This is a genomic window from Streptomyces sp. NPDC001401, assembly GCF_042895385.1.
GTDB lineage: Bacteria > Actinomycetota > Actinomycetes > Streptomycetales > Streptomycetaceae > Streptomyces.
Genome location: NZ_JBIAWI010000010.1, coordinates 88,034 through 114,875, shown reverse-complemented (window position 1 = coordinate 114,875; position 26,842 = coordinate 88,034). Strand labels below are relative to the sequence as shown.

27 protein-coding genes and 1 pseudogene are annotated in these 26,842 nt (G+C 69.7%); 10 read left to right on the top strand and 18 right to left on the bottom strand.

Going from position 1 to position 26,842, the window contains the following annotated elements:
* Positions 1–10 precede the first annotated feature (10 nt).
* Positions 11–661, top strand: a complete 651-nt coding sequence (locus ACFY10_RS30175; protein ID WP_390668355.1) for a hypothetical protein — start codon at positions 11–13, stop codon at positions 659–661.
* Positions 662–681: 20 nt separating this feature from the next.
* On the opposite strand, the gene ACFY10_RS30170 is transcribed toward ACFY10_RS30175, so the two are convergent.
* Genes ACFY10_RS30170 through ACFY10_RS30160 form a run of 3 tightly spaced genes read right to left on the bottom strand, consistent with a single transcriptional unit; the run spans position 682 to position 4,246 of the window.
* Complete coding sequence (locus ACFY10_RS30170) at positions 682–1,164, bottom strand: poly-gamma-glutamate biosynthesis protein PgsC/CapC (RefSeq protein WP_390668354.1); 483 nt, start codon at positions 1,162–1,164, stop codon at positions 682–684.
* A complete protein-coding gene (pgsB, locus tag ACFY10_RS30165; RefSeq protein ID WP_390668353.1) occupies positions 1,161–2,426 on the bottom strand; it encodes a poly-gamma-glutamate synthase PgsB in 1,266 nt (421 codons plus the stop codon). Before pgsB ends, ACFY10_RS30170 begins: the two co-directional genes overlap by 4 nt.
* Positions 2,396–4,246, bottom strand: coding sequence for a HAMP domain-containing protein (locus ACFY10_RS30160; RefSeq protein WP_390668352.1), 1,851 nt, complete (start codon positions 4,244–4,246; stop codon positions 2,396–2,398). Before ACFY10_RS30160 ends, pgsB begins: the two co-directional genes overlap by 31 nt.
* Before the next feature lie 555 nt (positions 4,247–4,801).
* On the opposite strand from ACFY10_RS30160, the gene ACFY10_RS30155 reads away from it, so the two are divergent.
* The gene (locus ACFY10_RS30155) at positions 4,802–5,740 is read left to right on the top strand and encodes a hypothetical protein (protein WP_390668351.1); all 939 of its coding nucleotides are present in this window, start codon (positions 4,802–4,804) and stop codon (positions 5,738–5,740) included.
* Positions 5,741–5,750: 10 nt separating this feature from the next.
* Here ACFY10_RS30155 and ACFY10_RS30150 read toward each other — a convergent pair whose 3' ends face one another.
* Entirely contained in the window at positions 5,751–6,041 is a 291-nt protein-coding gene (locus tag ACFY10_RS30150) for a DUF3303 family protein (RefSeq protein WP_390668350.1), read from the bottom strand.
* Positions 6,042–6,225: 184 nt separating this feature from the next.
* Between ACFY10_RS30150 and ACFY10_RS30145 the strand changes: the two genes are divergently transcribed.
* The gene (locus tag ACFY10_RS30145) at positions 6,226–7,083 is read left to right on the top strand and encodes an NAD(P)H-binding protein (RefSeq protein WP_390668349.1); all 858 of its coding nucleotides are present in this window, start codon (positions 6,226–6,228) and stop codon (positions 7,081–7,083) included.
* A 1-nt stretch (position 7,084) separates the two neighbouring features.
* On the opposite strand, the gene ACFY10_RS30140 is transcribed toward ACFY10_RS30145, so the two are convergent.
* Complete coding sequence (locus ACFY10_RS30140; protein WP_390668348.1) at positions 7,085–8,911, bottom strand: bifunctional metallophosphatase/5'-nucleotidase; 1,827 nt, start codon at positions 8,909–8,911, stop codon at positions 7,085–7,087.
* A gap of 157 nt (positions 8,912–9,068) precedes the next feature.
* A complete protein-coding gene (locus ACFY10_RS30135; protein ID WP_389072110.1) occupies positions 9,069–10,352 on the bottom strand; it encodes an adenylosuccinate synthase in 1,284 nt (427 codons plus the stop codon).
* Between the two features lie 195 nt (positions 10,353–10,547).
* On the opposite strand from ACFY10_RS30135, the gene ACFY10_RS30130 reads away from it, so the two are divergent.
* Entirely contained in the window at positions 10,548–11,375 is an 828-nt protein-coding gene (locus tag ACFY10_RS30130; RefSeq protein ID WP_390668347.1) for a diacylglycerol kinase family protein, read from the top strand.
* On the opposite strand, the pseudogene ACFY10_RS30125 reads toward ACFY10_RS30130, so the two are convergent.
* From ACFY10_RS30125 to ACFY10_RS30115, 3 genes and pseudogenes are all read right to left on the bottom strand, one after another.
* Positions 11,367–11,711 (bottom strand): annotated as a pseudogene (locus ACFY10_RS30125) (Uma2 family endonuclease); the annotation flags it as partial. The gene ACFY10_RS30130 and the pseudogene ACFY10_RS30125 overlap by 9 nt on opposite strands.
* A 37-nt stretch (positions 11,712–11,748) precedes the next feature.
* Positions 11,749–12,519, bottom strand: a complete 771-nt coding sequence (gene eutC, locus ACFY10_RS30120; protein ID WP_390668346.1) for an ethanolamine ammonia-lyase subunit EutC — start codon at positions 12,517–12,519, stop codon at positions 11,749–11,751.
* A complete protein-coding gene (locus tag ACFY10_RS30115) occupies positions 12,516–13,910 on the bottom strand; it encodes an ethanolamine ammonia-lyase subunit EutB (protein WP_390668345.1) in 1,395 nt (464 codons plus the stop codon). Before ACFY10_RS30115 ends, eutC begins: the two co-directional genes overlap by 4 nt.
* Before the next feature lie 171 nt (positions 13,911–14,081).
* Here ACFY10_RS30115 and ACFY10_RS30110 point away from each other — a divergent pair, with 171 nt between their 5' ends.
* Positions 14,082–15,593, top strand: coding sequence for an APC family permease (locus ACFY10_RS30110; protein ID WP_390668344.1), 1,512 nt, complete (start codon positions 14,082–14,084; stop codon positions 15,591–15,593).
* Here the strand turns inward: ACFY10_RS30110 and ACFY10_RS30105 are convergent, their stop codons facing one another.
* A complete protein-coding gene (locus ACFY10_RS30105; RefSeq protein WP_390668343.1) occupies positions 15,594–16,085 on the bottom strand; it encodes a GbsR/MarR family transcriptional regulator in 492 nt (163 codons plus the stop codon).
* Positions 16,086–16,159: 74 nt separating this feature from the next.
* On the opposite strand from ACFY10_RS30105, the gene ACFY10_RS30100 reads away from it, so the two are divergent.
* The 3 genes from ACFY10_RS30100 to ACFY10_RS30090 all read left to right on the top strand — a co-directional run bounded on the left by ACFY10_RS30100 (position 16,160) and on the right by ACFY10_RS30090 (position 19,219).
* Entirely contained in the window at positions 16,160–17,062 is a 903-nt protein-coding gene (locus ACFY10_RS30100; protein ID WP_390668342.1) for an ATP-binding cassette domain-containing protein, read from the top strand.
* Complete coding sequence (locus ACFY10_RS30095; protein WP_390668341.1) at positions 17,059–18,660, top strand: ABC transporter permease; 1,602 nt, start codon at positions 17,059–17,061, stop codon at positions 18,658–18,660. Before ACFY10_RS30100 ends, ACFY10_RS30095 begins: the two co-directional genes overlap by 4 nt.
* A gap of 136 nt (positions 18,661–18,796) precedes the next feature.
* On the top strand, positions 18,797–19,219 hold the full coding sequence (locus tag ACFY10_RS30090; RefSeq protein ID WP_390668340.1) for a hypothetical protein: 423 nt from the start codon (positions 18,797–18,799) through the stop codon (positions 19,217–19,219).
* On the opposite strand, the gene ACFY10_RS30085 is transcribed toward ACFY10_RS30090, so the two are convergent.
* Genes ACFY10_RS30085 through ACFY10_RS30075 form a run of 3 tightly spaced genes read right to left on the bottom strand, consistent with a single transcriptional unit; the run spans position 19,182 to position 21,448 of the window.
* Entirely contained in the window at positions 19,182–20,387 is a 1,206-nt protein-coding gene (locus ACFY10_RS30085) for a cytochrome P450 (protein ID WP_390668339.1), read from the bottom strand. The genes ACFY10_RS30090 and ACFY10_RS30085 overlap by 38 nt on opposite strands.
* A gap of 9 nt (positions 20,388–20,396) precedes the next feature.
* A complete protein-coding gene (locus ACFY10_RS30080) occupies positions 20,397–20,597 on the bottom strand; it encodes a DUF397 domain-containing protein (protein ID WP_390668338.1) in 201 nt (66 codons plus the stop codon).
* Complete coding sequence (locus ACFY10_RS30075) at positions 20,597–21,448, bottom strand: helix-turn-helix domain-containing protein (protein WP_390668337.1); 852 nt, start codon at positions 21,446–21,448, stop codon at positions 20,597–20,599. The genes ACFY10_RS30080 and ACFY10_RS30075 overlap by 1 nt, the downstream gene beginning before the upstream one ends.
* Positions 21,449–21,671: 223 nt before the next feature.
* Between ACFY10_RS30075 and ACFY10_RS30070 the strand changes: the two genes are divergently transcribed.
* Entirely contained in the window at positions 21,672–22,088 is a 417-nt protein-coding gene (locus ACFY10_RS30070) for an ATP-binding protein (protein WP_390668336.1), read from the top strand.
* A 22-nt stretch (positions 22,089–22,110) separates the two neighbouring features.
* Here the strand turns inward: ACFY10_RS30070 and ACFY10_RS30065 are convergent, their stop codons facing one another.
* The 3 genes from ACFY10_RS30065 to ACFY10_RS30055 all read right to left on the bottom strand — a co-directional run bounded on the left by ACFY10_RS30065 (position 22,111) and on the right by ACFY10_RS30055 (position 23,668).
* Positions 22,111–22,713, bottom strand: a complete 603-nt coding sequence (locus tag ACFY10_RS30065) for a DUF1326 domain-containing protein (RefSeq protein WP_390668335.1) — start codon at positions 22,711–22,713, stop codon at positions 22,111–22,113.
* 122 nt (positions 22,714–22,835) lie between these two features.
* Positions 22,836–23,060 (bottom strand): helix-turn-helix domain-containing protein, encoded by a 225-nt coding sequence (locus ACFY10_RS30060; protein WP_390668334.1) that lies wholly within the window; start codon positions 23,058–23,060, stop codon positions 22,836–22,838.
* Positions 23,060–23,668, bottom strand: a complete 609-nt coding sequence (locus tag ACFY10_RS30055; protein ID WP_390668333.1) for a DUF2975 domain-containing protein — start codon at positions 23,666–23,668, stop codon at positions 23,060–23,062. The genes ACFY10_RS30060 and ACFY10_RS30055 overlap by 1 nt, the downstream gene beginning before the upstream one ends.
* A gap of 161 nt (positions 23,669–23,829) precedes the next feature.
* Between ACFY10_RS30055 and ACFY10_RS30050 the strand changes: the two genes are divergently transcribed.
* Positions 23,830–24,633, top strand: coding sequence for a class I SAM-dependent methyltransferase (locus ACFY10_RS30050; protein WP_390668332.1), 804 nt, complete (start codon positions 23,830–23,832; stop codon positions 24,631–24,633).
* Between the two features lie 159 nt (positions 24,634–24,792).
* On the opposite strand, the gene ACFY10_RS30045 is transcribed toward ACFY10_RS30050, so the two are convergent.
* Positions 24,793–25,458 (bottom strand): response regulator, encoded by a 666-nt coding sequence (locus ACFY10_RS30045; protein WP_390668331.1) that lies wholly within the window; start codon positions 25,456–25,458, stop codon positions 24,793–24,795.
* Entirely contained in the window at positions 25,455–26,795 is a 1,341-nt protein-coding gene (locus tag ACFY10_RS30040; protein WP_390668651.1) for a sensor histidine kinase, read from the bottom strand. Before ACFY10_RS30040 ends, ACFY10_RS30045 begins: the two co-directional genes overlap by 4 nt.
* Between the last annotated feature and the right edge of the window lie 47 nt (positions 26,796–26,842).

The following is a 26,842-nucleotide window of genomic DNA, read 5'->3' as shown; positions in this document are numbered from 1 at the left end:
GGAGCCTTCTTTGGCCTGTGACCTGTGGCTGGTACCGCTCGTCGACGTGTTGTGCCACACCCCCGACAATCCGTTCGCCGAGGAACTCGCGCAGTACAACAACGTGCTCGCCGCCGCCGGACTGCCGCCGGTGCCGGTGTACCAGTACATGCCGGGTCTGTCCGGCGAGGTCGCCCCGGTGGCCGGGTTCGACTACGACGCGCTGCACTTCCTGCGCCGCGTGTATCTGCTGCAGGTGTGCGGGCTGCCGGTGACGCCGGTCGACGAACTGGGCGGCGACTACGAGCAGTTGCTGGAGATGTTCGAGGCGACGGCCCAGCAGTCGCACCTCGTCTGGCACTACGACCACGCGGGCGCCTACGTCCCGGTCGACTTCCCCCAGCCTTTGTCGAACGACGAGCTCCTGTCGGGCGGCGGCCCGCTGGGCTCCGCCCAGGCCCTGCTGCGCGAACTGGAGTACGTGGCCCCCTCGATCGGCATAGATCCCGCCAACCCGCCGACACCGCCCGAACCCCCGCGCGCCCCGACGGAGCTGGAGGAGCCCGCCGTCCCCGCGCCGTACGACCCCAGCCCCTTCGCCCGCGAGCGCCATGTGTGGCTCGGCCTGCACGCGGCGGCGACGCGGAGTCTGGCGCAGGGGTCGATGATCGTCTTCAGCTGAGGCTCGCGGGGCCCGGGCGGTCAGACGCCGGGCAGCGCGCCGAGCAGCGCGCCCGTGGCCAGGACGATGTACGCGCCGACCGTGACCGTCGTCGTCGCCAGCAGCGTGGCGCGCGGCGGCTGGCGGACCAGCTGGTAGGCGATGAGGCCGGGCACGATGTAGCCGAGCGTCTGGTGGCTGAAGAGGTACGGGAACTGATGCTGCAGGGCGAGATACAGCGCCCCCTGGATCAGCACACCGCACATCACCACGGCCGCGAACAGCCGCTTGCCGTAGAGGATCACGAGGCGCTGCATCACCCGTGTGCAGCCGTACGTCACCACGCTCACCCCGAGCACCATCACGAACAGCCGCCAGTCCCCGACCAGGGCCAGCGCCAGCCAGCCGGGGGTGATCATGCCGCCGGGCGAGAGGTTGGTGGTGAGGTAGCAGATCAGCGAGAAGAACAGCCCGAGCGCGATGCCGATCGCGGCCATGTCGGGGCTGAGGGCGACGGGGGTCACAGGTCGTTTTCTCCGTTGTGTCCGTGTCCGGAATCGGTGCTGCGGGTGCGCTGAGCGGGAAGGGTGACGGCGTCGGCCGCCGGGAGCTGCGCGAGCCGCGCGAGCCGCTCCAGGAGCTGCTCGCCCTGGCCGTGGATGTTGCCGATGGCCACCAAGGAGGAGTCCGGGCCGAGGGCGGCGAGCAGGTCGGCGGTGAGTGCGTCGGCGCCGCGGTCGTCGCCGCCGAGGTCGACGACGCGTCCGCCCCAGTTGCCGGGGATGCCGTCGCGGGCGCTCTTGGTGGGGTGGCCGATCAGGAAGACGGTGTCGGGCGCGAGGTCGGGGATGATCTGGCCCATCTGGACGTTGCGTTCGACGCGGTCGGGGCGGCAGTTGATCACGACGTGCAGGGGGCGGCCGATCGCGCCCAGGTCGAGAAGCTGGCCCACGTTCATCAGCGTCGACTCGGGGTCGTTGGCCGCGAAGACGTTGGCGAAGCGCAGCTCGCCTCCGTCGGGGGTGCGGTACCGCTCGACGGAGAGCACCCCCGGGTCCGGCGGGGCGTCGTACATGCCCTGCAGGGCCGTCTTGCGCTCCACGCCGAGGAGTTCGGCCACGGTGAGCGCGATGGCGACGTTCTCCTTGAAGGTGAACCAGGAGAATCCGCGCAGTTCCTCGTCGGTGACGGTGTCCGGGTCGGCGTACATCAGCTTGCAGTCGCGGGCTGCGGCCTCCTGCTGGAGGATGTGCAGCCGCTCGCGTTCGGCGGTGACGCAGATGCCGCCGACGGGCATCGAGCGGGACAGCGAACGGGCGACGTCGTCCAGGGTCGGCCCCATCTCGGCGAGATGGTCCTCGCGGACGTTGCACAGCACGCCGATGGTGGAGCGGATCAGCTTGGTCTGGTTGACCTCCTGGAGGGCGGGCATGACGGCCATGCACTCGATGACCAGGGCGTCGGGCCGGTAGACGGCCGCGCGGCGCACGATGCCGATCTGCTCGACGACGTTGGCGATGCCGAACTTGCGGTGGACGGGCTCCTCGGTGGCGTCGGGGTGGATGAAGCGGGCGGCCGTGCCGGTGGTCTTGGCAACCGTCGTCAGGCCGCCGCCGCGCAGCGCGCCCGCGCACAGGCGGGTGATGGAGGACTTGCCGCGGATGCCGTTGACCAGCACCCGCTGGGGTATCGCGTCGAGGTTCGCGTAGTGCCGGCGCTGTTCGACGATTCCGGCGACCAGCAGGCCGAGGCAGCCTACGAAGAAAACGCTGAAGAGGAAGACCATGACCCTGCTTCTCGGTGTGCTTCTGGGTGTGCATCGCGATGTGCATGCGCGGGTGCGGGTGCCGCGGCCAGTTGCTGCCGGACGAGTTCGAGGCTGCGGGCGACGGAGCCGACCTCGTCGTGGTGGACCGGGTAGATCACCGTCGTGCGGTCGCCGGCCGCGAGGGCCCGCGCCGAGCGGTCGAGGGCGCGCAGCGGGCGCAGCACGGTCAGCTCCAGCCAGCCGAGGCCGAGCCCGGCGGCCGCGAGGGCCAGCAGGGCGGCGAGTTCGGCGTGCCGCTCGGTCTCGTACGCGGCCAGGCGCGTCCAGGACAGCGGCTTGTGGGTGACGACGCGCCAGCGCAGACCCTGGACGGCCTTCGCGCCCTTGACCGGGGCGGTGGCGACGAGGGTGCGGCCGCCGGGCGCCGGCGGTGAACGGAAGGCGATGAAGCCCTGGTTGGAGGCGATGATCCGGCCGTTCGGGTCGACCAGCCAGGACCGGCCGAGCCCGGAGCGGGTCAGGACACCGTTGAAGGCGTCCGGCGTGAGCTCGCCGACCAGCTTGCGGCTGCCGTCGCCGACGGGCACGACGGCCGCCGCCACCGGCACCCTGCCGCTGCGGTTGAGCTGGAGCACCGTGGGCCCGCCCGGCTTGACCGGGGCCAGCACGGACTTGCGGTCGATGTCGAGCGGGTGGTGGCCGGACCGCGCCAGGACCCTGCCGTCGCGGTTCACGAGGTAGAGCGAGCGCCAGGCGCCGTGCCGGGGCAGTTCGTCGTCGAGCACGTCGCCGAGGCCACGGGCACCGGCGGTGAGCCTGGCGATGGAGGACAGGTCGGCGACGGTCTCTCCGAGGGTGCGGCGGATGCGGTCGGCGGCGGCCTGAGTGCGGTCTCGCTGGTCGCGGGCGGCCTGTGCGGGGACGTATCGGCCGCCTTGGCCATGGCCGGCCAGGGGCAGGGCGACCGCCCAGGCGGCGATCAGGGCTGCGCAGCCCGCCACGACGAGGCGTAGCGTGCCGCGATATGCCGTCTTTTCTCTGCGGCTCCGTTGTGGCTGGTCGCGCCCCGCGGCGGAGCCGCATATCGACACAGCCCCGCGCCCCTTCAGGGCGCTGCCGAACTGCGGCCGACTCCGCGCGGTTTCCTTGGCAGACGCCGACTCGACCGTCTCGCCCAGCAGTTGCCGTCGGAGCGACTCCAGCGCCCCCGCGATCCGCCCCGCCTCGCCGCGGGCCCGCACGGCGACCGGCCGTGCCACTTCGCCGCGGGCCATGCGTCGCGCCTCCTGGTGCAGCGCGAGCAGCGGTCGCTGGACGTACCGCACCAGCAGCCAGGTCACGAGGAGCCCCACGACCAACAGCGCACCCGCCGCGCCGAGCCCCCGCAGCCGGTCGTCCCCGACGGCGGTCCCGGCGGGCACCGGCACCACGGTCGAGACGGTCAGCCCGAGGTCCCGTACGTGCGGGCCGCCGGGCACCTCCCCGCGCCCGATGACGTAGTACCGGCCGCCCGCGCGCCGTACATCGAGATCCCAGTCCTGTACGGCCTTCCGCAGCCCGGCATCGCCCGCGTGCGGTCCGGACGCCAGGACGGTGCGGCCGTGCGCGTCGGTGACGTAGGCGCTGCGGCCGCCGTACTGGTCCGGCAGCCGCAGCGGCCCGGAAGCGACGACCAACTGCTCGGTGCCGTCGGCCCGTTCGAGCCGGGCGGCGGACACCAGCCGGGGTGCGCCCGAGCCACCGCCGACGAGGCGGGAGCGCGGCTCGTCCGGGTCGAGGCCGTCCAGCGGTATGTGTTCCCCGCGGGAGGCGAGCAGCTTGCCCGAGCCGGGGTCCACGACCGCGAGTCCGCGCCACTTGCCGTAAGCGGTTGCAAGGGAGGCCAGAACGGCGTTCGGGGACTTGCGCCCACCCCGCTCCAGCAGGGAGACGGCGTCGTGCAGATCCGCCGAACTCTGCTCCAGGGAGGCGCCCAGAGAACGCGCGGAATCGACCGCGATATCTCCCTGTGAATCGACGATCGCACGTGAAACTGCCTGGTCGTCAGAGTTCCCGACCGTGAATGAAGTAAGGCAGCAAACGGTTACCAACAAAGTGAGCAGAACCGCTACGGGAGGCCGGACACCGCCGAGCAACGGCATGTCCACGCGCCTTCTCCGCAGCAGGCGTCGGCGACGGGCAGGCCCGACTGCCTGCATGAAATCACTCCTGAGTGGGGGACCAGAAGGACAGGTGAATTTCCCGGACCGAAAGGCCCGGCAAGCGACCTGCAAGACGAGGCAAGACGCGCGCAGGTTCATCAGCACCAGCAAATTAATGCTCAGTTGACGCTGTGATCGACCCCACGCCATTCACAGGCAACCAGGGTCTACGCTCGGCGCATCATGCAATTCGTGAGCGAGTTTCAGCCACGCCGCCGCACCCTCCTGATCGCCCTCGCCGCGGCGGGCGCGGCGGCGGCCGTGCCGACGACGTACGCCCTGCTCTCCCCGGAACCCCCCACCACCCCGAAGCTCCACCTCACCGACGAACTCCGCGCATACGTCGAGCACTTCCCCCGCAACGGCGGCTACCGCACCCCCACCAGCAGCGAACGCACAGCCGTGGCCGAGGCCGTGACAGGCACCCTGCACGGCAGTCGCTCCATCGCCGCACAGCACCTGCTGCGGCAGATCGACTACGGCCTGACGAGACATCAACTGGCAGGCTCCGGCCGCGAGGTGGCCGAGATCGCCGAGCCGACCGAGCACATGACGGGAACGGGCCGCGGCTGGGGCCGCGTCTACGTGGACCTCAGCGCCCCCGTCCGCTGGAGCGTCCAGATCCCGCACCCCCGCTCGGACCTGCACACCGAGCTGATCGGCGCCGACCTGTTCGCCCGTGTGCCCGGCGGCGTGCTCGTCCTCGCCGGTGCGCCCCGCGACGCCGCCGCGGGCCGCACCGCCGACATGGCTCATCGCAGCCATACGGTCTTCAACGCGGTGTGCGACGCCCTGGTCACCCGGCGCATCCCCGCCCTCCAGGTGCACGGCTTCGCCGACGCCAGCTCCCCCGGCCACGACGTGGTGCTCTCGACGGGCCCCGCCGGGCGCACCCCGACGGCCGTCGCGGCGGCCGACCGGATCGCGGCACAGGGCTTCGAGGTCTGCCGGGCCTGGTCCGGCGACTGCGGCGGGCTGGAGGGCCGGACGAACGTCCAGGCCGGTACGGCGGCCGACCTGGGCGTGGAGTTCCTGCACGTGGAGAACAGCTACAGCGTCCGCTCCGACCCGGCCGCCCGGGCCCGCCTCGTCACGGCGCTCGGCGAGGTCGCGCAGGGCTGGTCGGGCTGATCACACGTGGTCAGCGCAGCTGGGAGAGGCCCTTCTGCAGGTCCTCCAGGTTCATCACCGGGGTGTAGGTGATCTCGGCGTCCAGGTTCACGAAGAGCGGCTCGGCGAACACCGGCATCTGGGAGCTGTCCTGCATGTCGAAGACCAAGAAGGCGGTGCGCTTGCCGTGGTCGGCAGTGAAGTAGGCCGCCTCGGGCTTGATCTGTTCCACTGACTCCTGCATCAGTTTCGTCAGGGTGCCGTTCCGGATGGCCTCGTTCGACTTCTCCGTGTCGAAGGACGCCTTGAGCAGCATGCGCATAGCACTCACCTCTTCTGTATCTGCTGACGCACACGCACGTACAGCATCAGAATATGCCCGTTAAGCCCGTTATGTTCTGTCGGTACTTCCCCGGGAGCAGAGGGGATGCCTCCGCGTGTGCGACGCGCAGGGGAGGCGGGCGCGCGCAGTCTGAAGTCATCGGCATCGACGAGAGGAGACGGCGATGATCCTGGTGACGGGCGCGACGGGGCATGTGGGCGGCGAGCTGGTACGACGACTGGCCGCCGCCGCCCACCCGGTACGGGCGATGACCCGCCGCCCGGCCGAGGCACGCTTCCCTGCCGGCGTCGAGACGGTGTACGGCGACGCGGACGACCCGGCGAGCCTGGACGCGGCGTTCGCGGGTGCGGAGGCCGCCTTCCTGATGTCGGCGCAGGGCGTCGGCACGGCCCCCGGACCGACCCACGACCTCGCCCTCGCGGCAGCGGCGGCGAGGGCGGGGCTACGGCGCCTGGTGAAGCTGTCGGTACTGGACGGCGGCGCGGGCTCCGACGTGATCGCCCGCTGGCACGCAGAGGCCGAGGCCGCGGTGACGGACCCGTCCCGGGACTGGACCTGGACCCTGCTCCGCCCCGGCCGCTTCATGTCGAACGCCCTGCAGTGGGCGGGCCAGATCCGCGCGGGCGACGAGGTGTCCGTCCCCTTCGCGGACCGCCCGGCGGCGAGCATCGACCCGGCGGACGTGGCGGAGATCGCGGCACTGGCCCTGACCACCGACGAACACGCGGGCGCCGCCTACGAGTTGAGCGGCCCGGAATCCCTCACCCCGGCGGACGAACTGGCCGTCCTGGGCAAGACGTTGGACCGCGACCTGCACCTGCGCCCCGTCCCGGACGACGCGGCGCGCACGGGCATGACGCGGTACGGCTTCCCCCCGGAAGTCGTCGACGCGATCATGCAGCGCACCCTGGAAAGCGACCGGGGCGCAGAGGTGCTTGCGACCGTGGAGAAGGTGCTGGGGCGCCGGCCGCGGACGTTCACGGAGTGGGCCGGCGCCCATGTGTCAGCCTTCGGCGGCTGACCTAGAAGACCGCCGTCCCGTCCTGCGTCAGCTTCCAGTTGGCGACGGCGAAGTCCGCCGGGTTCAGCGTGCCCTTCGCCGTCACGTAGTCGATCATCAGCTGGCGGATCTCGTTGGTCGAGCTGTAGGCGATGTCGGCGGTCGCGATGTGCGGGTATCCGGAGCCGCCGTTCGCGCGGTAGTTGTTGACCGCGACGACGAAGACCTGGTCGTCGGCGACCGCCTTGCCGTTGTACGTGAGGTTCTTGATCCGCGAACCCTCGGCCTGCGCGATGTCGATGTCGTACGAGACGCCGGCGGCGGTGTCGTACATGTAGTCCCAGAACTTGTTGGCGTTCGTCAGCGTCGAGGTGTCGACCTTCGTGCCCGACGGCACCTGGTAGTAGTACTTCGCCGCGAACTCCAGGTAGTCCTTCAACTGCGCACCCGTGAGCTTCTTGCCGTAGAGCGTGTTGTCGTAGATGTACAGGCCGGCGATGTCCTTGATGGTGACGCTGCCCGCGGGGATGTCGGCGGTGCGGCTGAAGGGTGCGGCGACGGAGATCAGGGGCAGGGCGGCATCACTCGTCGACAGGCCCGCCTTCACCGACTGCATCTGGACCTCGTGGATGAAGTCCATGATGGGGACGTCCTTCCAGCAGGACTCCGCCGCCGAGAGGTCCTGGGTGCAGGTGCCCACGGCCGTGTTGACGTACTTCACCACGAGGTCGTGGTCGGCCTTGAGGAGCTTGGTGATCTCCGGGTCCTCCTCGACGTCCTTCGGGTTGAGGGTCTGGGCCGTCTTCTTCGTCACCTTCCACTGGCCGTGGTGGAGTTCGAGCTCGAAGTCGAAGACGGTGAGGCGGTAGCCCCAGCAGTACGGCTCGGAGAGCAGGACCTCCTCGCCGGTCTCCTCGTTCTTGACGGTGTACGAGGACACCTCGGTGTGCGTGTGGCCGACCAGGATCGCGTCGATGCCGGGGACCTGCTCGGCGACGAGGTTGGAGGCGTTCTCGACGTACGGCAGGGAGTCGCCCCACGACGTCGAACCGTCCAGGCCCGAGTGGTCGGTCAGGAAGACGACGTCGCAGCCGAGCGCGCGCAGCCGCGGCACGTACTTCTTCGCCTGCTCGACGAGCCCCGGGAAGACCATCTTCCCGCTGACGTTGTCCTTGTCCCAGAGCGCGATTCCGGGGTTGGTCAGGCCGAGGATGCCGACCTTGATGTCCGGGGCGCCGGGGACGCAGATGCGCTTCACCGTGTACGGGTGGAAGGCAGGCCGCAGGGTCTTCGCGTCGAGGGCGTTCGCGCCGAGCAGCGGGAAGTGGCACTGCTTCTCGAACTTGCGCAGCGTGTCTATGCCGTAGTTGAACTCGTGGTTGCCGAGGGCGGCGGCGTCGTAGCGCATGTGGTTCATGGCGACGGCCATGGGGTGCTTGGGCCCCCTCTTGCCGTCCTTGCCGGTGATCGGGTCGACGCGCGCGAAGTAGTACGCGAGCGAGGTGCCCTGGATGATGTCGCCGGCGTCGACGAGCAGGACGTGCTCCTCGCCCTTGGCCTCGCGCTGCTGCTTGATGAGGGTGGCGACGCGGGCGACGCCGACGGAGTTGCCGGCCTTGTCGCTGTAGGCGGCGTCCTTGTAGTAGTCCCAGTCGAAGACGTGGCTGTGCAGGTCGGTGGTGCCCAGGATGGAGAACGACCAGGTCTTGGGGGCCTTGGCGGCGTTTTCGGGCGTGCGGTCGGCGGCCTGTGCAGGGCCTGCCGCGACGGTCCCGGCCGCGGCGACGGCCGCCCCGGTGACGGCCGACTTCTTCACGAACTCCCGGCGGTTCAGCGGACTGACGGGCATACGGGGCTCCTGGTCATGGAGAGGAACTGGAGGCGGGCGCGGCGGGACTACCCGCGTAGATAGTTGCGCCCCTCTAGTTACATTCGGAACCAGGAACAAGCCATGGACCGGTCAAGGAAGTCCATGACCGGCCCAACAGCTAGCGGACATACGGGATTTACAGGAACGAATTGATCTCGATCGTCTCGTCCCGGCCGGGGCCCACACCGATCGCGGAGATCGGCGCGCCCGACATCTCCTCGAGCGCCTTCACGTAGTTCTGCGCGTTCTTCGGCAGGTCGGAGAAGGACTTCGCCTTGGTGATGTCCTCCGACCAGCCCGGCAGGGTCTCGTAGACCGGCTTCGCGTGGTGGAAGTCCGACTGCGAGTACGGGAGTTCCTCGACCCGCTTGCCGTCGATCTCGTACGCCACGCAGACCGGGATCTCCTCCCAGCCCGTGAGGACGTCGAGCTTGGTGAGGAAGAAGTCGGTCAGGCCGTTCACGCGGGTCGCGTAGCGGGCGATGACGGCGTCGAACCAGCCGCAGCGGCGGTCACGGCCGGTCGTCACGCCCCGCTCGCCGCCGATGCGGCGCAGCGCCTCGCCGTCCTCGTCGAAGAGCTCGGTCGGGAAGGGGCCGGAGCCGACGCGGGTCGTGTAGGCCTTGAGGATGCCGATGACCCGGCTGATCTTCGTGGGGCCCACGCCCGCGCCCGTGCACGCACCACCCGCGGTGGGGTTGCTGGACGTGACGAAGGGATAGGTCCCGTGGTCGATGTCGAGGAGCGTGCCCTGGCCGCCCTCGAACAGCACCACCTTGTCCTGCTCCAGCGCCTGGTTGAGGACGAGGACCGTGTCGGCGACGTACGGCGCGAGCTTGTCCGCGTAGCCCAGCAGCTCCTCGACCACCTGGTCGATGGCGATCGCGCGGCGGTTGTAGAGCTTGGTGAGGATCTGGTTCTTGACGTCGAGGGCCGCCTCCACCTTCTGGGTGAGGATGGACTCGTCGTAGAGATCCTGTACACGAATGCCGACGCGGTTGATCTTGTCCGCGTAGGTCGGGCCGATGCCGCGCCCGGTGGTGCCGATCTTCCGCTTCCCGAGGAAGCGCTCGGTCACCTTGTCCACCGTCACGTTGTACGGCGTGATGATGTGAGCGTTACCGCTGATCAGGAGCTTGGACGTGTCGACGCCGCGCTCGTTCAGCCCGTTCAGCTCGGAGAACAGGACCGACGGGTCGACGACGACACCGTTGCCGATGACCGGGGTGCACCCCGGGGACAGGATTCCGGAAGGGAGCAGGTGAAGGGCGTACTTCTGGTCGCCCACGACTACCGTGTGGCCGGCGTTGTTGCCGCCTTGGTAGCGCACCACATAGTCGACGGAGCCGCCTAGCAGGTCCGTCGCCTTTCCCTTGCCTTCGTCACCCCACTGAGCACCGAGCAGCACAAGTGCGGGCACGCGCGTACACCCCTTCCGGGCGGGGCATGTCCAAGGTCAGGGGCGTACGCGTAAGGTTCACCGCCGCGTGCACCGCGGCCGTCGTTGGCCGCAAACCGTCGGACCGGATGCCCCGGAATAGACGAAGCCCCTGGCGCAATAGCGCAAGGGGCTCTTGCACAAAGATGCTACCCGAGGAAGCGAGGCAGGACCGAGGTGGCGACTTCCGCGACTTCCGACCAGCTGCTGGTGGTCATCGATCCGGTGGCCCGACGGACGGACGGGGAGTCGGTACGCATCGCAAAAGACGTGCTCAGCGCGGGTGCGCAGACGAAGGTGTGCCTGCCGGAGGGTCCGGAGGAGTTCGCCCGGGCACTGGCCCGGCGGGGGTCGCGGCGACCGGTGGTCGTCGGCGACGACCGGGCGCTGGTCCGTGCGGTGTCCCTTTTGCACCGGCAGCGGGAGCTGGCCGGATGTGCACTGTCGGTAGTGCCGGTGGGCAGCCTGCTCTCCGTGGCCTGTTCGCTGGGGGTGCCCACGGGGGCGGTGGCGGCGGCGCGGGCGGTCCTCGACGGGGTCGTGCGGCGGCGGGATCTGCTGGTGGACGAGAGCGACGGCGTGGTGCTCGGCGCGCTCCACATCCCGCCGATGACCGCGCAGGCCCCGTCCGTGGAGGCGGGGCGGCCCTGGCTGCGCACGGCCCAGTCCCTCGTACGGACCCTGGTACCGGCCCGGGAGGTCCCGGTCCCGGCGCCTCGGCCGGCCCGCCTGCGGGTGGAGGTCGACGGCGTGACGCTGCTGGACCTGGACCAGCCGGTGGAGGCGGTCTCGGTGACACCGGGCGACGCGGGCCTGGCGGAGGTCGAGGTACGTCCGCTGTCGGTGGGCGCGGAGGCTTCGCCCCTGCGGGCACTGGGACGGACCGTGAGCGTGTCCGGGGCGGATTTCCGCTACCGGGCGGATGCGGGGGTGTGGGGGCCGGTGCGGAGGCGGACGTGGACGGTTTGGGAGGGGGCTTGGGGGTTGACGGTGCCGTCAGCCTGAGCCGGGCCGTTGGAAGCCGCCGGTGTCGAGCGGGCAGTCGAACGGCTCCGGGATGTGCAGTTTCTCGCCGAACGGCGCGGTGAAGCGCCCCTGGTATCCCAGCGGTGAGGGGGACCAGAAAACGGTGGCCTGTTCTTCCTGCATGTCCAGGAGCAGGTAGACGGGGATTCCAGCCTTGCCGTACGTCTCGACCTTGTCGGTACGGTCGTCGTCCCGGGTGGAGGGAAGGGTCAGCTCCACAACGAAGGAAAGCGCCTTGCCGTCCACACGGTTGCTCATCGTCTCGTAGGTACGGCGGTGCACCGCGTGGATGTCCGGTTCGTAGGCGCGCTCCGCGCTCGAGGACCTCCCCGCGCCGCGAACTAGCTGCGACTCAGAGTAGTTGCTCAGACACCGCACTGTGATCGGATTCGTCCTTCAGTGCCACGCCCGTGACCCCCAACTCCCGCCCCCTCCCCATCAACCCCGCCAACTTCCCCGCCGCCCCCTCGTACGTCAGCCCCAGCGGCGGCCGGATGTTGCTCAGGCAGTTCCTGTCGGCGTCCGTCGTCACACCCGGTGTCGGCCGGTACGTCAGGTACGCGCCCAGGGAGTCCGCCGCCGACATGCCGGGGCGTTCGCCGACCAGGACGACGACCATCGTCGCCCCCATCGCGTGGGCGATGTCGTCGCCGAGGGCCACTCGGGCCTGTTCGGCGAGGACGACGGGGGCGATGCTCCACCCCGCAAGCCGCGCCGCCGTCTCCCGCACCACCGCCGCGGCATGCTCGTGCACCGCCCGGCTGGACAGCCCGTCGGCGACGACGAAGACGACGTCCCAGTCCCCGGCGGGAAGGTGCGCACGGTCCGTGGGGTGCAGGCGGCGGCCCAGGTCGGGGCGCTGGAGGTAGGTGAGCCGGTCACCGGCGGCGCTGCGGACCCGTACCGTCGGCATCCCCGCCAGCCCCGCCGCGACCGCATCCGGCTCGAACGGCGAGTGCACCGCGTCCCTGGCGGCCGCATGCGCGGTCTGGAGTTCCAGACGGTGCCGGGTCGGGAGGGCCGAGCCCGCGCGGCCGAGGCCGATCCGGGCCTGGGTGTGCCGGCGCATGGCGGCCCACAGCGCCAAGTCGTCCGTAAGCACTGCTACTTGACGATCCGTCATGCCGCCAGCTCCCTTCCGATAGCCGTCAGGGGATGGGCCCCTGATGCGCCCGACACGTCCTTGATCGACCCGCTCTCGTCCAGCAGCCCGATCGACCCCAGCCACGCCTCGAACTCCGGCGCCGGGCGCAGCCCCAGCACCTCGCGCAGGTACAACGCGTCGTGGTACGAGGCCGATTGGTAGTTGAGCATGATGTCGTCGCCGCCCGGCGTGCAGATCACGAAGGACGCGCCCGCGACGCCGAGCATCGTCAGCATGGTCGCGACGTCGTCGTCATCGGCGTCCGCGTGGTTCGTGTAGCAGATGTCCAGGCCCATCGGCAGGCCGAGCAGCTTGCCGCAGAAGTGGTCCTCGAGGGCCGCTCGGAGGATCTGGCGGCCGTCGTAGAGGTACTCCGGGCCTATGAAGCCCACCACCGTGTTCACGAGCAGGGGGTCGTAGCGGCGCGCCACCGCGTACGCCCGTGCCTCCACCGTCTGCTGGTCCACCCCGTGGTGCGCGTCCGCCGACAGGGCGCTGCCCTGCCCCGTCTCGAAGTACATGACGTTGTCGCCGACCGTCCCCCGCCCCAGTCCGCGCGCCGCCTCGTACGCCTCGTCCAGCAGGCCCAGCGTCACGCCGAAGGAGGCGTTCGCGGCCTGTGTGCCCGCGATGGACTGGAAGACCAGGTCCACCGGTGCACCGCGCTCCATCAGGTCCACGCTCGTCGTGACATGGCACAGGACGCAGGACTGGGTGGGGATGGAGTAGCGGTCGATCACGCCGTCCAGCAGTTCCAGCAGGTCCCGTACCGCCTTCGGGCTGTCCGTCGCCGGGTTGATGCCGATCACCGCGTCGCCGGAGCCCAGCAGCAGGCCGTCGAGCAGCGCGGCCGCCACGCCCGCCGGGTCGTCGGTGGGGTGGTTGGGCTGCAGGCGCGTGGCCAGGCGGCCCGGCAGGCCGATCGTCGAGCGGAAGGCGGTGACCACCTGCACCTTGCGGGCGACGGCCACCAGGTCCGCGTTGCCCATCAGCTTCGAGACCGCCGCGACCATCTCCGGCGTCAGTCCCGGCGCCACCGCCGCCAGCGACTCGCTCTCCGCCGCCAGCAGCCACTCCCGGAACTCCCCGACGGTCATCCCGGCCACCGGCGCGAAGGCGCCCGCGTCATGGGTGTCCACGATCAGCCGGGTCACGTCGTCGGTCTCGTACGGGATCACCGGCTCGGCCAGGAAGGCCGCCAGCGGCACCTCCGCCAGCGCCCAGCGCGCCGCGACCCGCTCCTGGGCGCTCGCGGCGGCGAGGCCCGCCAGCCGGTCGCCGGAGCGTTCCGGGCTCGCGGCGGCCAGCAGGCGCGCGAGGGAGTCGAAGCGGTACCGGTGGCCGCCGAGGGTGGAGGAGTACGAGCTCATGGCGGCGACCGTACGAGCCGCTTGTTGCCGCCAGATTGCGTCAGATTTCTAAAGGTCTGGTTGACAAACATTTAACGCGCCGACACCCTTGACCGACTCATTCGGGCTACAGAGTTCCGGTCCAGTGCACCAACTGCGCCACAGCGGATCACCAGGAGAGGGGCCACCCCGATGGCAGTGGATGAGGGCGTCGCCCCGGCGACGAAAACAGACGGCGAAGGCACGGTTCACCGGCTCAAGCCCAACGCGATCGGCCTGCTGGGCGTGGTCTTCATGGCCGTCGCGACCGCCGCCCCGATCACCGCGATGACGGGCAATGTGCCCTTCATGGTGTCGTCCGGCAACGGCATCGGCGCCCCGGCGAGCTATCTCGTCGCAATGGTCGTCCTGGCAATCTTTTCCGTCGGCTTCACGTCGATGGCGAAGCACATCACGTCGACGGGCGCCTTCTACGGCTTCATCTCCTACGGCCTCGGACGCACCGCCGGGCTCGCTTCCGGCCTCCTCGCGACCTTCGCGTACGCCGTCTTCGAGCCGGCACTGATCGGCATCTTCTCGACGTTCGCCACCGGAACCCTCAAGGACCAGACGGGACTTGACATCCCGTGGTGGGCCTTCGCGCTGCTCATGCTCGCCGTCAACGCGACGGGCACCTGGTTCGGCGTCTCGGTCGCCGAGAAGCTCCTCGTGGTCCTGCTCGGCACCGAGGTGACCGTCCTCGCCGCGATGGCCATCTCGGTCGCCCTGCACGGCGGCGGTCCGCACGGCTTCACCCTCGGCCCGGTCAACCCGGTCAACGCGTTCAAGGGCACGTCCGCGGGCCTCGGTCTCTTCTTCGCCTTCTGGTCGTGGGTCGGCTTCGAGTCGACGGCGATGTACGGCGAGGAGTCCCGCGACCCGAAGAAGATCATCCCCAAGGCGACGATGATCTCGGTCCTCGGCGTCGGCGTCTTCTACGTCTTCGTCTCCTGGATGGCCATCATCGGCAACGGCGAGACAGAGGCCGTCAAGGTCGCCTCGTCGGCGAACCCGCTCGCACTGTTCTTCAACCCCACCGAGCACTACGTCGGCCACTGGGCGGTCGACCTCATGCAGTGGCTGATGATCACCGGCTCGCTCGCCTGTGGCATGGCCTTCCACAACTGCGCCGCCCGCTACATGTACGCGCTGGGCCGCGAGGGAGTCCTCCCCTCCCTGCAGAACACCATCGGCCGCACCCACCCCCGGCACGGCTCCCCGCACATCGCGGGCCTGGTCCAGACGGTCGTCTCCGCCGTCCTGATCGTCGCGTTCTGGGCCACGAGCAAGGACCCGGCCAACGCCCTCTACGTCCTGCTCGCCATCCTCGGCACGATGGCGATCCTGATCGTGCAGGCGGTGTGCTCGTTCGCCGTCCTGGTCTACTTCCGCAAGAACCACCCCGAGAGCCGGCACTGGTTCAAGACCTTCGCCGCCCCGCTCATCGGCGGCGTCGCGATGCTCGCAGTGGTGCTGCTCCTGGTGTCCAACATGAGCGTCGCGGCCGGCTCGGAGTCCGGCTCGCTGCTGCTGAAGGCGACGCCGTGGCTGGTGGCCCTGGTCGCGGCGACGGGCATCGGCTACGCGCAGTACCTCAAGCGCCGGTCGCCGGAGCGGTACGCGCTGCTGGGGCGGACGGTGCTGGAGGAGACCAAGGAGCGGTAACTACCGGTCCCCGAAAGTCTGTTGGCGGTGCACCCGCCACCGCTCCATCATGGCCGAGACCTCGCCCTCGATGAACTCGAAGAAGGCGAGCGTCTCGGCCATGCGGCGTCCGGCGGGCGTATCGGCGCCGAGGCTGCTCACGCCGTCGCGCAGGGCGACCTCCCACCGCTTGATGATGGCCTCGCGGTTGGTCAGGGCCTCGTACCACTGGTCGCCGTGCACCCGGTAGCGCTCGCGGCGTGAACCGGGCTCGCGCTCGCGCGAGACCATGTGCGTCATGGTCAGATAGCGCACCGCGCCGGAGACCGCCGCCGGGCTGATCTGCAGCTGCTCCCCCAGCTCGGCCGAGGTCATCGAGCCCTCGTCGGAGGCGAGCAGCGCGGCGAAGACACGGGCGGGCATGCGCTGCATCCCGGCCTCGACCAGCTGCGCCGCGAAACCCTCCACGAACTTCGAGACCGCCTCCGGGTCACGCCCCGCCTCATCCCTCATGGTCACCACCCTAACCGGGCTTCATACGCTTCCTTAACTTCACAAATTTCTGAAAGAAGCGTACGTTCTGAAGCATGACGAAGGCAAACCCCGCTATCGAGGTATCCGGGCTGCACAAGTCGTTCGGCCGCACCCACGCCCTGGACGGCCTCGACCTGGAAGTGGAGACCGGCGAGGTCCACGGCTTCCTCGGCCCGAACGGCGCCGGCAAGTCCACCACCATCCGCGTCCTGCTCGGCCTGTTGCGTGCGCAGTCAGGCGCCGCGCAGGTGCTGGGCCGCGACCCGTGGCAGGACGCGGTGGAGGTGCACCGCCGGATCGCGTACGTCCCCGGCGACGTGACCCTGTGGCGGAATCTGTCGGGCGGCGAGGTCATCGACCTCTACGGCCGCCTCCGCGGCGGCCTCGACGCCGCCCGCCGCGCCGACCTGATCGACCGCTTCGAGCTGGACCCGACGAAGAAGGGCCGCACGTACTCGAAGGGCAACCGCCAGAAGGTGGCTCTGGTCGCCGCGTTCGCCTCGGACGTCGACCTGCTGATCCTGGACGAGCCCACCTCCGGCCTGGACCCGCTGATGGAGGAGGTCTTCCAGCGCTGCGTGGAGGAGGAGCGGGACAGGGGCCGGACGATCCTCCTCTCCTCCCACATCCTCAGCGAGGTCGAGGAGCTCTGCGACCGCGTGAGCATCATCCGCAAGGGCCGGACGGTCGAGTCCGGCTCGCTCGCCGACCTGCGCCACCTGACGCGGACGAGCGTGACGGCCGAACTGGCCGGTCCCCCCAACGGGTTGACGCACCTGCCGGGCGTCCACGACCTCGACGTACAGGGAAAGCGGGTGCGGCTGCAGGTCGACACCGACAAACTCGACGCCGTGCTGCGCTCGCTCAGCGAGTCGGGCGTACGGTCGCTGACCTCGACGCCGCCCACGCTGGAGGAGCTGTTCCTGCGCCACTACCAGGACGAGGTGTCACGATGACGAGCCTCGCCGTACGCACGACCGGCGGCTCCCGCCAACTGGCAGGCACCGCAACCCTGTTGCGCTTCGCCCTGCGCCGTGACCGCGTGATGATCCCGGTCTGGGTCGGCGTGAACGCGCTCATGGTCCTCTCCATGCCGAACACCCTGAAGAACCTGTACGGCACCCCGGCCGAACGCACCGACCTGATCCATCAGGTGGCGACCAACGCCTCCTTCCGCGCACTGATCGGCCCGGTCTTCGACACCTCGATCGGCGCACTGACGGCCTGGCGCGTCGGCGTGTATGCGGGTGCGCTGGCCGCCGCGACGAGCCTGATGATCGTCGTACGGCACACCCGGGACGAGGAGGAGAGCGGCCGCCAGGAGCTGGTGGCGTCCGGGATGGTGGGCCGCCGGGCCTCGCTGACGGCGGCCCTGTTGGCCGCGGGGGTGGCAAATGCCGTACTGGCGCTGCTGGTTGTGGCCGGACTTGCCACCCAGGGAGCCGTGGGCGCCCTCGCCTTCGGCCTCGGTCTCACGGCCGTCGGCATGGTCTTCGCGACGATGGCGGCGATCGTCGCGCAGCTGACGGAGAGCGCGCGGCTGGCCCGCGGGCTGACGGCGGGCGTCCTGGGCGCGGCCTTCGTCCTGCGCGCGGCGGGCGACGCGGCGGCGGACGACGGCTCCTCCGCCCTGACTTGGCTGTCCCCCCTCGGCTGGCTGGAGAACCTGCGCCCCTACGCCGACGAACGCTGGTGGGTGCTGCTGCTGTTCGCGGCGGCGGTGGCCCTCCAGGCCGCGGTGGCATACGGCCTCGCAGGCCGCCGGGACGTGGGCATGAGCTTCCTGCCGACGCGCCCCGGACCGCCGGCCGGCCGCCTGGCCACGGCGGGCGCGCTGGCCTGGCGACTCCAGCGGGGCAGCGTCCTGGGCTGGTCGATCGGGTTCTTCCTCGCCGGCGTCGTCTACGGCGGTCTGACGGACGGGGTGGCCGACCTCGTCGGCGACAACAAGAACGCCCGCGAGATCTTCGAACGGATGGGAGGCCACAGCGGGCTGACCGACGCCTTCCTGGCGTCGATGGTCGGCATGCTGGGCCTGATCGCCGCGCTGTACGTCGTGGCGTCCGTGCTCCGCCTGAACGGCGAGGAGACATCGGGCCGGGCGGAGCCTCTGCTGGCCAACGCGGTGGGACGCCTGCGCTGGGCCGCGGGCCACCTGACGATCGCCTTCGGCGGCTCCGTACTGATCATGCTGCTCGCCGGCCTCGGCTTCGCAGTCGGCTACGGCGAGGAGGTCGGCCCGATACTCGGGGCGTGCCTGGTGCAGGTGGCCGCGGTGTGGGTGGTCGGCGGGCTGGCGGTGCTGCTGTACGGCGTGCTGCCGCGGGCGGCGATGGCGGCGTGGGGTGTCGCGGGTGCAGTCCTGCTGATCGGCTGGGTGGGACCGGCCCTGGACGTCCCGCAGGCGGTGCTCGACGTGTCCCCCTTCGGCCATCTGCCGAAGCTGCCGGGCGGGGGGATGGAGTGGGGACCGGTGCTGATCCTGCTCCTGGTATCGGTCGCGCTGGTGGCCGGCGGACTGGCGGGGCTGCGGCGGAGGGACATGACGACGTGACCGACGGCACCGACGGCCCGGGTGCGGGCCGGGCTCCGCGGTCTTGTTCTGCCGTACACCCCGGCCCTAGCATTTGAGCGACTGCTCAACCGAGGGCCCGGGGACACGCGCTCGATGTTCCGGGCGAGGAGGACGGATGAGAACCAGCAGTTGGCCGTGGTTCGGTGCCTGGTTCATCGTGGGTGGACTGGCCTCGCTCAGCCTTCTGACCGCCCTCACCATCGGCGTCTACCTGCTGCCCGTCACCGTCGTGGCGGCCGCCCTCCTGGTCACCGCCCGGCGCAACTCGTCGGTCGGGCTTCCCGGCCTGGTCTCCGGACTCGGAATACCGCTCCTCTACGTGGCCTTCCTCAACCGCGGCGGCCCGGGCAACGTGTGCACGACGACGGCCACCGGCCAGTCGTGCGTGGACGAGTACAACCCCTGGGCGTGGCTGGCCGCAGGGGTGGCCTTCCTCCTCTGCGGAATCGTGCTCGGCGCGGTCCTGCAGCGCAGGACGACCCGCGCCGACTCACGCCCGCTCACCGGACCGAGACGGCCAGGCCATCCAGGCCCCTGATGACGAAGTTCGGCTTACGCTCCGGCTCCGCCGTCAGGCTCAGCCCCGGGGCCCGCTCCAGCAGCGCCCGCATTGATGCCGCCAGTTCGATCCTCGCGAGCGGTGCGCCGATGCAGTAGTGGATGCCGGCGGAGAAGGAGATGTGCGGGTTCTCCTTGCGGGTGAGGTCGAGCGACTCGGGGGCCTGGAACACCTCCGGATCGTGGTTGGCGGACCCGAAGAGCATGGCGATCTCCGCGCCGCGCGGGATGGTCGTACCGTCGATCTCGATCTCGTCCAGGACCCAGCGCTCGAAGAGCTGGAGCGGAGTGTCGTAGCGCATCAGCTCCTCGATGGCGGAGGGGATGAGGCTGTGGTCGGCGCGCAGGGCAGCCAACTGCTCCGGGTTGCGGAACAGGGCGTACCAGCCGTTGACGGTCGCGTTGACCGTGGCTTCGTGCCCGGCGTTCAGCAGGAGCACACAGGTCGAGATCATCTCCTGCTCGGTGAGGCGGTCGCCCTCGTCGTGGGCGGCGATGAGGCCGGAGATCAGATCGTCCCCCGGCTCCTTGCGCCGCTCGGCGATGAGCTCGCGCAGATAGTCGGAGAACTCGACCGATGCGCGGACCGCCTTGGCCGCGACGTCCTCCGGCGGGTTCAGCTCGTACATCCCGCAGATGTCCGCCGACCAGGGGCGGAGAGGAGCCCGATCGGCCTCCGGAATACCCAGCATCTCCGCGATGACGGCGACGGGGAGCGGTTCGGCGACATCGCTGAGCAGGTCGCCGCCGCCCCGCTGCACGAGCCCGTCGACCAGCTCCCCCGCGAGCTTGGCGACGTACGGCTTGAGCTGCTCGACGGTCCGCGGTGTGAACGCCTTCGAGACCAGCCGCCGGATGCGGGTGTGGTCCGGCGGCTCCAGATCCAGCATCCCGTGGTCGTTGAGGGTGTGGAACGGCTCGTGTTCGGCAGGCGGGGCCGTACGCCCGAAGTCCTCGTGCGAGAAGCGGTGCTGGTACGTCCGCCCGAGCCGCCGCTCCCGCAGCAGCGCGGAGACGTCCGCGTGGTGCGGGACGAGCCACTGCCCGGTCGGCTCGTAGTAGTGCACGCGGCCCCGGGCACGGAGCTCGGCGTAAGCGGGGTAGGGGTCGGCGAGGAAAGCCGGGTCCCAGGGGTCGAAAGCTGCCATGCGGGGACGCTAACCCGGTATCTGCCCCTCTGACCAGGGGTGTTCCTTCAGGTGGTCGATCAGGGCGGTGAAGGCGGGTGCGGGGAAGGAGAGGGTGGCGCGGGTGGGGAACTTGGAGTCGCGGATGGCTATGCGGGTGGGGAGCTCGGCGATCTCGACGCAGCTGTTGCCCTCGGAGCCGCCGGAGTAGGTGGACTTTCGCCAGTTCATCAGAGTTCCTTCGTCAAACGGTGGATGAAGTCCCGGGACCCCGAGGGGTCGAGCGACGACTTCTTCACCGTGCGGAAGAGTGTTCGGAGCCGATTCAAGTGCGCTTCGGCATCGATGAACAGGGACCCGGTGGGGGAGTCGAGGTGCCCCGTGTCCAGCTTCGGCACCGGACCACCCATGTACAGCAGCGAGGCGTCGGCACCGGCGAACCCGTCCCGGTCAAGCGGGATGACCCGCACGGTGGCGTGCCCCTTCTCGATCTCGTCCAGGATGAGGCGGAGCTGAGACACGGACGTCTGACGGTCGGCCACGCGGATACGCAGGACACACTCGTGGACGACCGTCTCGTACGGGGTCGGGTCGTCACCCTCGATGACGACGCGCCGCCTCATCCGATGCTCCACCCGGGGCGTCAGCTCGCTCTCGGGCAGATCCGGGCGCATGTACCTGAAGACCGCGCGCGCGTAGTCCGGAGTCTGCAGCAGACCGGGGACGTAGGACATCACGACTTCACGCAGGAACGTCGCTCGATGCTCCGCCTCCGCCAAGTCCAGGTTCACCTGGGGCAGGACTCCGCGGTAGTCGTCCCACCAACCACGTGAACGTTCACCGGCCATGGCCGCGAGGGCGTCGACGAACGCCTCGTCCGCACAGCCGTAATGAGCCGCAAGCCGACGGACGCGCTCTTCGCTGACCCCGGAGATACCTGCCTCTATCTGGCTCATCTGCGCCGAAGTCGAGTCCAGGAACGCCGCCACCTCACGCGCCTTCAGGCCCGTCGACTCGCGCAGCTTGCGCAACTCGGCCCCCAGACGCACCTGCCGAGCGGTGGGGTTGCTTCTCGGCGCCATTCGTTCTCCCGTCCCCAACGCCCTTGCAGACGTTCCACGTTCGGGTGCCAGATTACGACAGCAGGTTGCGCGAGGAGAAAATTCTCCTCTACCGTCGGTGACGCGACGCACACGCTGCGAATCCCCGGGGCACCGGAAGCGCACCGCTCCGTCCTGCCATGACGGACGCGGCACTGCCACCGACCCCTCTCCTCAACTCCCCTCTCCCCCACAGGAGTTACCCATGCCCGAATCCGAACCGTCGGCCCCCTGGGAGTACTCCCTCTACATCCCCAACGACCCCCGAGCGGTCACGGTCTGCCGCCGCACGCTCCGCCTGATCCTGACCCTGCACGGCCTGATCACCTTGGTCGACACCGCCGAACTCCTGGCCACCGAGTTGGTCTCGAACGCCGTACTGCACACGAAGGGCCCCGCCGCCCTACGGGTCCACTGCTCGGCAGGCGTACTGCGCCTCGGCGCATGGGACGCGGACCCCGAACCGCCGGACCCGCCACGCGCGTTGGACCACCTCACCGAAGCCGAAAGCGGCCGCGGCCTCGCCTTGGTCCGCGCCTGCGCCGACGTATGGGGCTGGCAGCCGCAGTCCAGAAACGGCAACCGAGGCAAGTACGTCTGGTGCGAACTGGCAGCAGCGTGAGTCGTCTCCCCCGGCGAGGCCGTCAGACGGACCAGGCGAACGGCGCGGAGTGCCCGTTGCGACCCGCCAGGTCGAGGTCGAGACCGAACGCCCGTATCCGGGCGACATTGGACTTCGCGATCGTCACGACCGGGTTGGGCGTGATGGTCATGCCATGCAGAGTCGCGCCTTCACTCGCGCCTTCGTGGAAGAAGTCCTCGACCTCGATGTCGACCGAGTCCCCGATGGTGACGCGGTGGATCCGGCCCTCGGAGTCGAACGTGATCGGAGCGGTTTCCACCCCGACGATCTCGCCCACCAGGGGAGTGAGGACCTCCGGCGGCCCGCCCATCGCTCCGCTGAACACCGCCTGCAGCTTCTCGGCCTGCTCGGCCGAGGCCGCCTCGTCGAGGAACAGTCCCACGCGCCAGCCGCCCAGGGACATCTGTCCCGGCGCGTCCGCCAGCAGCGCGACGGTGAGCCCACCGACGTCGACACCTTCGACGTCCCCCCGGTCGACGTGGAACACCAGCGTCACCTGACACCGCTCGGTGTCCGCCGGCATCGCCAAGGCCGAGACGGTGCACGGACACACCACGTCACAAGGACATGCTTCGAAATACCGGCCTTCCAGACTCCATCCCATAGCCCGCTCCGCTTCACTACTCGTCGGCACTCAGACGGGATCCGTTCTCCGGATACGGCTCCAGCATATGTCTTATATATGATGCATATGTCAGGACATTGCCTTCACAAGGCATTCCTTGCCTATGCGTCGCGGTAGCTCAACAGGTCACCGGGCTGGCACCCCAGTTCCCGGCAGATCGCACCGAGCGTGGAGAAGCGGATCGCCTTGGCGCGGTCGTTCTTCAGAACGGAGAGGTTGACCACCGTGACACCGACCCGTGCCGCCAGTTCGGCCAGGGTCATGCCGCGTTCCGCGAGCAGTCGGTCGAGGTGGACCTCGATGCGGTGGTCTTCCTCCGATGGCATCAGACGAGCCCCTCGGTGTCCTCGCGCAGCCGCGTGCCCTGCCGGAATACCTCGGCCAGCGCCGCGACGAGCAGGCCCAGCAGGAGCGGCGCGGCCGAGACGGTGTAGGCGAAAGGCACTGCGGGACTGACGGCCGTACCGCTGATCAGGAGGTGGGTGGTGATCGCGTCCACCGCCGGACCGAGTACGCCCATGGCGACGATCGCCGCCGCGATGACCTGCAGCCGCCGGGCGTTCTCCGGCACGAAGACGTCCCCTTCGCGCAGCGTACGGGCCATGCGGAGCAGGAGAGCGAGAACCAGGATCAGCAACGCACCGTAGAAGAGGTCGGGCAGAGCCAGCAGTATCCGCTGCTGGACATCGGGATGGGCCAGGGCGATCTCCGCCCGGTGGGTGCCGTGGAGCGTCACCGGTCCGCTCGACACTGCGGCCGGCACCCGGGTGACGGCTTCGATCGTCACGTCACGCGCCCTGCTGGAGTCGAAGGGCCCGGTCACCCCGAGGAACGGCAGGAACACCCCGAAGATTCCCGCCAGCGCCAACGCCAGACCAAGGACGACCTCCAGCAGCCGACCACCACGCCTGACCTGCAAAGACTCCACGCTCACGATTCCCCCGTCAAGACAATCCATCCACCGACCTATCGTTTATCGATAGTATCGATAAACGATAGGTCGAGCAATCCAGGCAACGCGCACAGGCGGAAGGCAGTACCGGTACGGTGTCCAGCTCACTGGACACCGGCCACCCCGCCCTCCCGAGGAGCCCCATGCCTCAAGCGCCCATGACGCCGGCCGAGTACTGGGACAAGTACAAGCCGTACAAGGGTGAGGGTTCCCAACCGGCGCCATTGGCCGACCGGTTCGACTGGACGCAGTATCCAGGTCACGGCCCTGGGGCCGAAGTCCTCGGCCACCCCCTTCGCGCTCTGGAGCTCGGCCCGGCTGAAGGCAAGGAAGCCGCTCATCTGGCCCGCCAGGGTGTTGAGGTGATCGGGGTCGACTTCTCCTCTGTCCAGGTCGAGCGCGCCCGCACTTGGTGGAAGGGCACTCCCGGGCTGTCCTTTGTCCAGAGCGAGGCCTGCGCCTACCTCACGTCTGTCTCCACTACGTACGACGCGATCTATTCGGTATGGGGGGCCGTGTGGTTCACGGACCCTGAGGAGTTGTTCCCGTGTGTCCTCAAGCGGCTGACACCCGGTGGGGTCTTCGCGTTCTCGCAGGCCGAACCAGTCGCCGGTTCGTACGGCCCTCAGCAGATGCGGGGCAAGTGGCTCGAAGGCCGCGAGCGCGAACTGACCGTGCTTCGCTGGCAGTACACCCCCGAGACGTGGGCGGACATCCTCAAACGGCACGGCTTCACCGACATCGACGCCCGCGTCCTCCAGGCTCCGGAACCCGGGAACCTGGGCACCCTCCTGGTGCGTGCCCACGCACCTACGACGAGTTCTGCAGCAGTGCCAGAACCACGGCACGTCACCGTGTCCGGCGGCGCGCCCGCTGCGGCCATCTCACCGCTGAGCGGATCCGCCACCACAGCTTGCGTACTCCAGGGGTCTCGGTGGAGTAGGTGACCTTCGCCGCCGACTCGTAGTCGGGGCCGTGGCCCAGTGATTTGCCCTCCGGCGGATATTTCTCGGGCGGGGTTTGCGCCATTCGCCCTCCTACGGACGATACGTGCCGCAGTCTTTTCGCAGGCAAGAGACCAAGCCCGTGGTTTCCGGCGCCCCACACTAGCCCGGCGTCACCAACCGCGCCTCATAAGCAAACACCGCCGCCTGCGTCCGGTCCCGTAGCCCCAGTTTCACCAGGATCCTGCTGACGTGGGTCTTGATCGTCGACTCGGCGACCACCAGGCGCTCGGCTATCTCCGAGTTCGACAGGCCCTGGGCGATGAGGACCAGGACCTCCGTCTCGCGGTCGGTCAGGTCGCCGTAGGCCGCCATTGCGGAGTGCATCGGGCGCGGGGTTTCCGACAGTTTTGAGAACTCCGTGATCAGGCGCTTCGTCACCGAGGGGGCGAGGAGTGCCTCGCCCGATGCCACCACCCTTACGCCGTCGGCCAGTTGGCGGGCCGAGGCGTCCTTGAGGAGGAAGCCGGAGGCTCCCGCGCGCAGTGCCTGGTACACGTACTCGTCGAGGTCGAAGGTCGTCAGGACCAGGACCTTTGCCGTGCTGTTGGCGGCCACGATCTCGCGGGTCGCCTCTATGCCGTTCAGCTCCGGCATGCGGATGTCCATCAGGACGACGTCGGGGGCGAGTTCGCGGACGCGGTCGACCGCCTCTCGGCCGTTGACCGCCTCGCCCACGACCTCGATGTCCGGCATCGCGTTCAGCAGGACCGAGAAGCCCTCGCGCACCATCATCTGGTCGTCCGCGATCAGGACGCGGATCGTCATGCTTCTCCTTCGCTCGCTGCGGCGACCGGCAGGAACACCGTCACCTCGTAGCCTCCCTCGTCCGTCCGGGCCGCTGTCATCTCGCCGTTCAGCATGGTGACGCGCTCCCGCATGCCGGTGATGCCGTGGCCGGCGCCGGGCGAGGGCTTGACCAGGGACGGGTTCGGTGGCGGTTCGTTCACTATGCGCAGGCCCAGGCCGCCGAGGACGTACGAGACCTCCACCTTGGCAGCCGCGCCCGGTGCATGGCGCAGGGTGTTGCTCAGCGCCTCCTGCACTATGCGGTACGCCGACAGCTCGACGCCCTGCGGGAGTTCACGTATCGCTCCGGTCGTCGTCCTGTCGACGCTCAGGCCCGCGTCCCGCACATTGGCGAGCAGCGCGTCCAGGTCGGCGAGGGTGGGCTGGGGGGCGTCCGGGGCCTCGTAGTCCTCGGCGCGGACCACGCCCAGCACGCGGCGCAGTTCGGCGAGCGCCGCCACCGCGTTCTCCCGGATGGTGGCGAACGCCTTCTCCAGTTCCGGGGGTGGGTTCTCGACCCGGTAGGGGGCGGCCTCCGCCTGGATCGCCACGACCGACATGTGGTGGGCGACCACGTCGTGCAGCTCACGGGCGATCGTCGTGCGCTCCTCCAGCAGGGTGCGCCGGGAGCGCTCGTGCGCGGTCACCGTCTGCTGGGCGGTCACCTCCTGGCGGGCCTCGCGGCGTATGTGCCGGACGCTGACGGCGAGGAGGACCAGGGCGGAGAAGGACAGCAGCTGGGCGGTGTCGGAGCCGAAGGCCGAGTGGCCCCAGTCGAAGAAGACGTCGACCACCAGGCCGTACACCGCCGTCAACGCCCACATCCACGCCGCCGTGCGCGGCCTGGTGCGTATCGCCACGATCGTGAGCACGAACAGATGGCAGGCGAAGGCGCCGGCGAGCCACGGCCATTCGTCACCCCAGCTGGCACCGACCACCGCGGCGACCGGGGTCGCAGCCATCGACATCCAGAACGCACCGATCGGCCGGACCATGGTCAGCAGGACCGGGACCAGGGCCAGCAGGCCGAGGATCGCGTTGTCACCCGCGCCGCGCATGGCGCTGTTCGAGGCGATGAGCATGGCGAGGACGCCGAACGCGGTGATCACGGCGTGCGGAGTCCAGGTCGCGTACTCCCCAATGCGGCCGCGCAGGCGGCGGACGAGCGGGGCGTGGGCGCTCAGGCGCGGCAGCGGACGGTATGCGAAGGCGTCGTGGAACAGGTCCTGACGCATTCCGCGCAGGGCGTCCATGGCCGCCCGGAACTCCGGGCTGCTCGGCTTGTACGGCTCGTACGCGCTGTCCGGTGGCTCCATCTGCCTGGTGGGCTCCGGTGGTATCGGCTGCGTCTGGGGCATCTCGG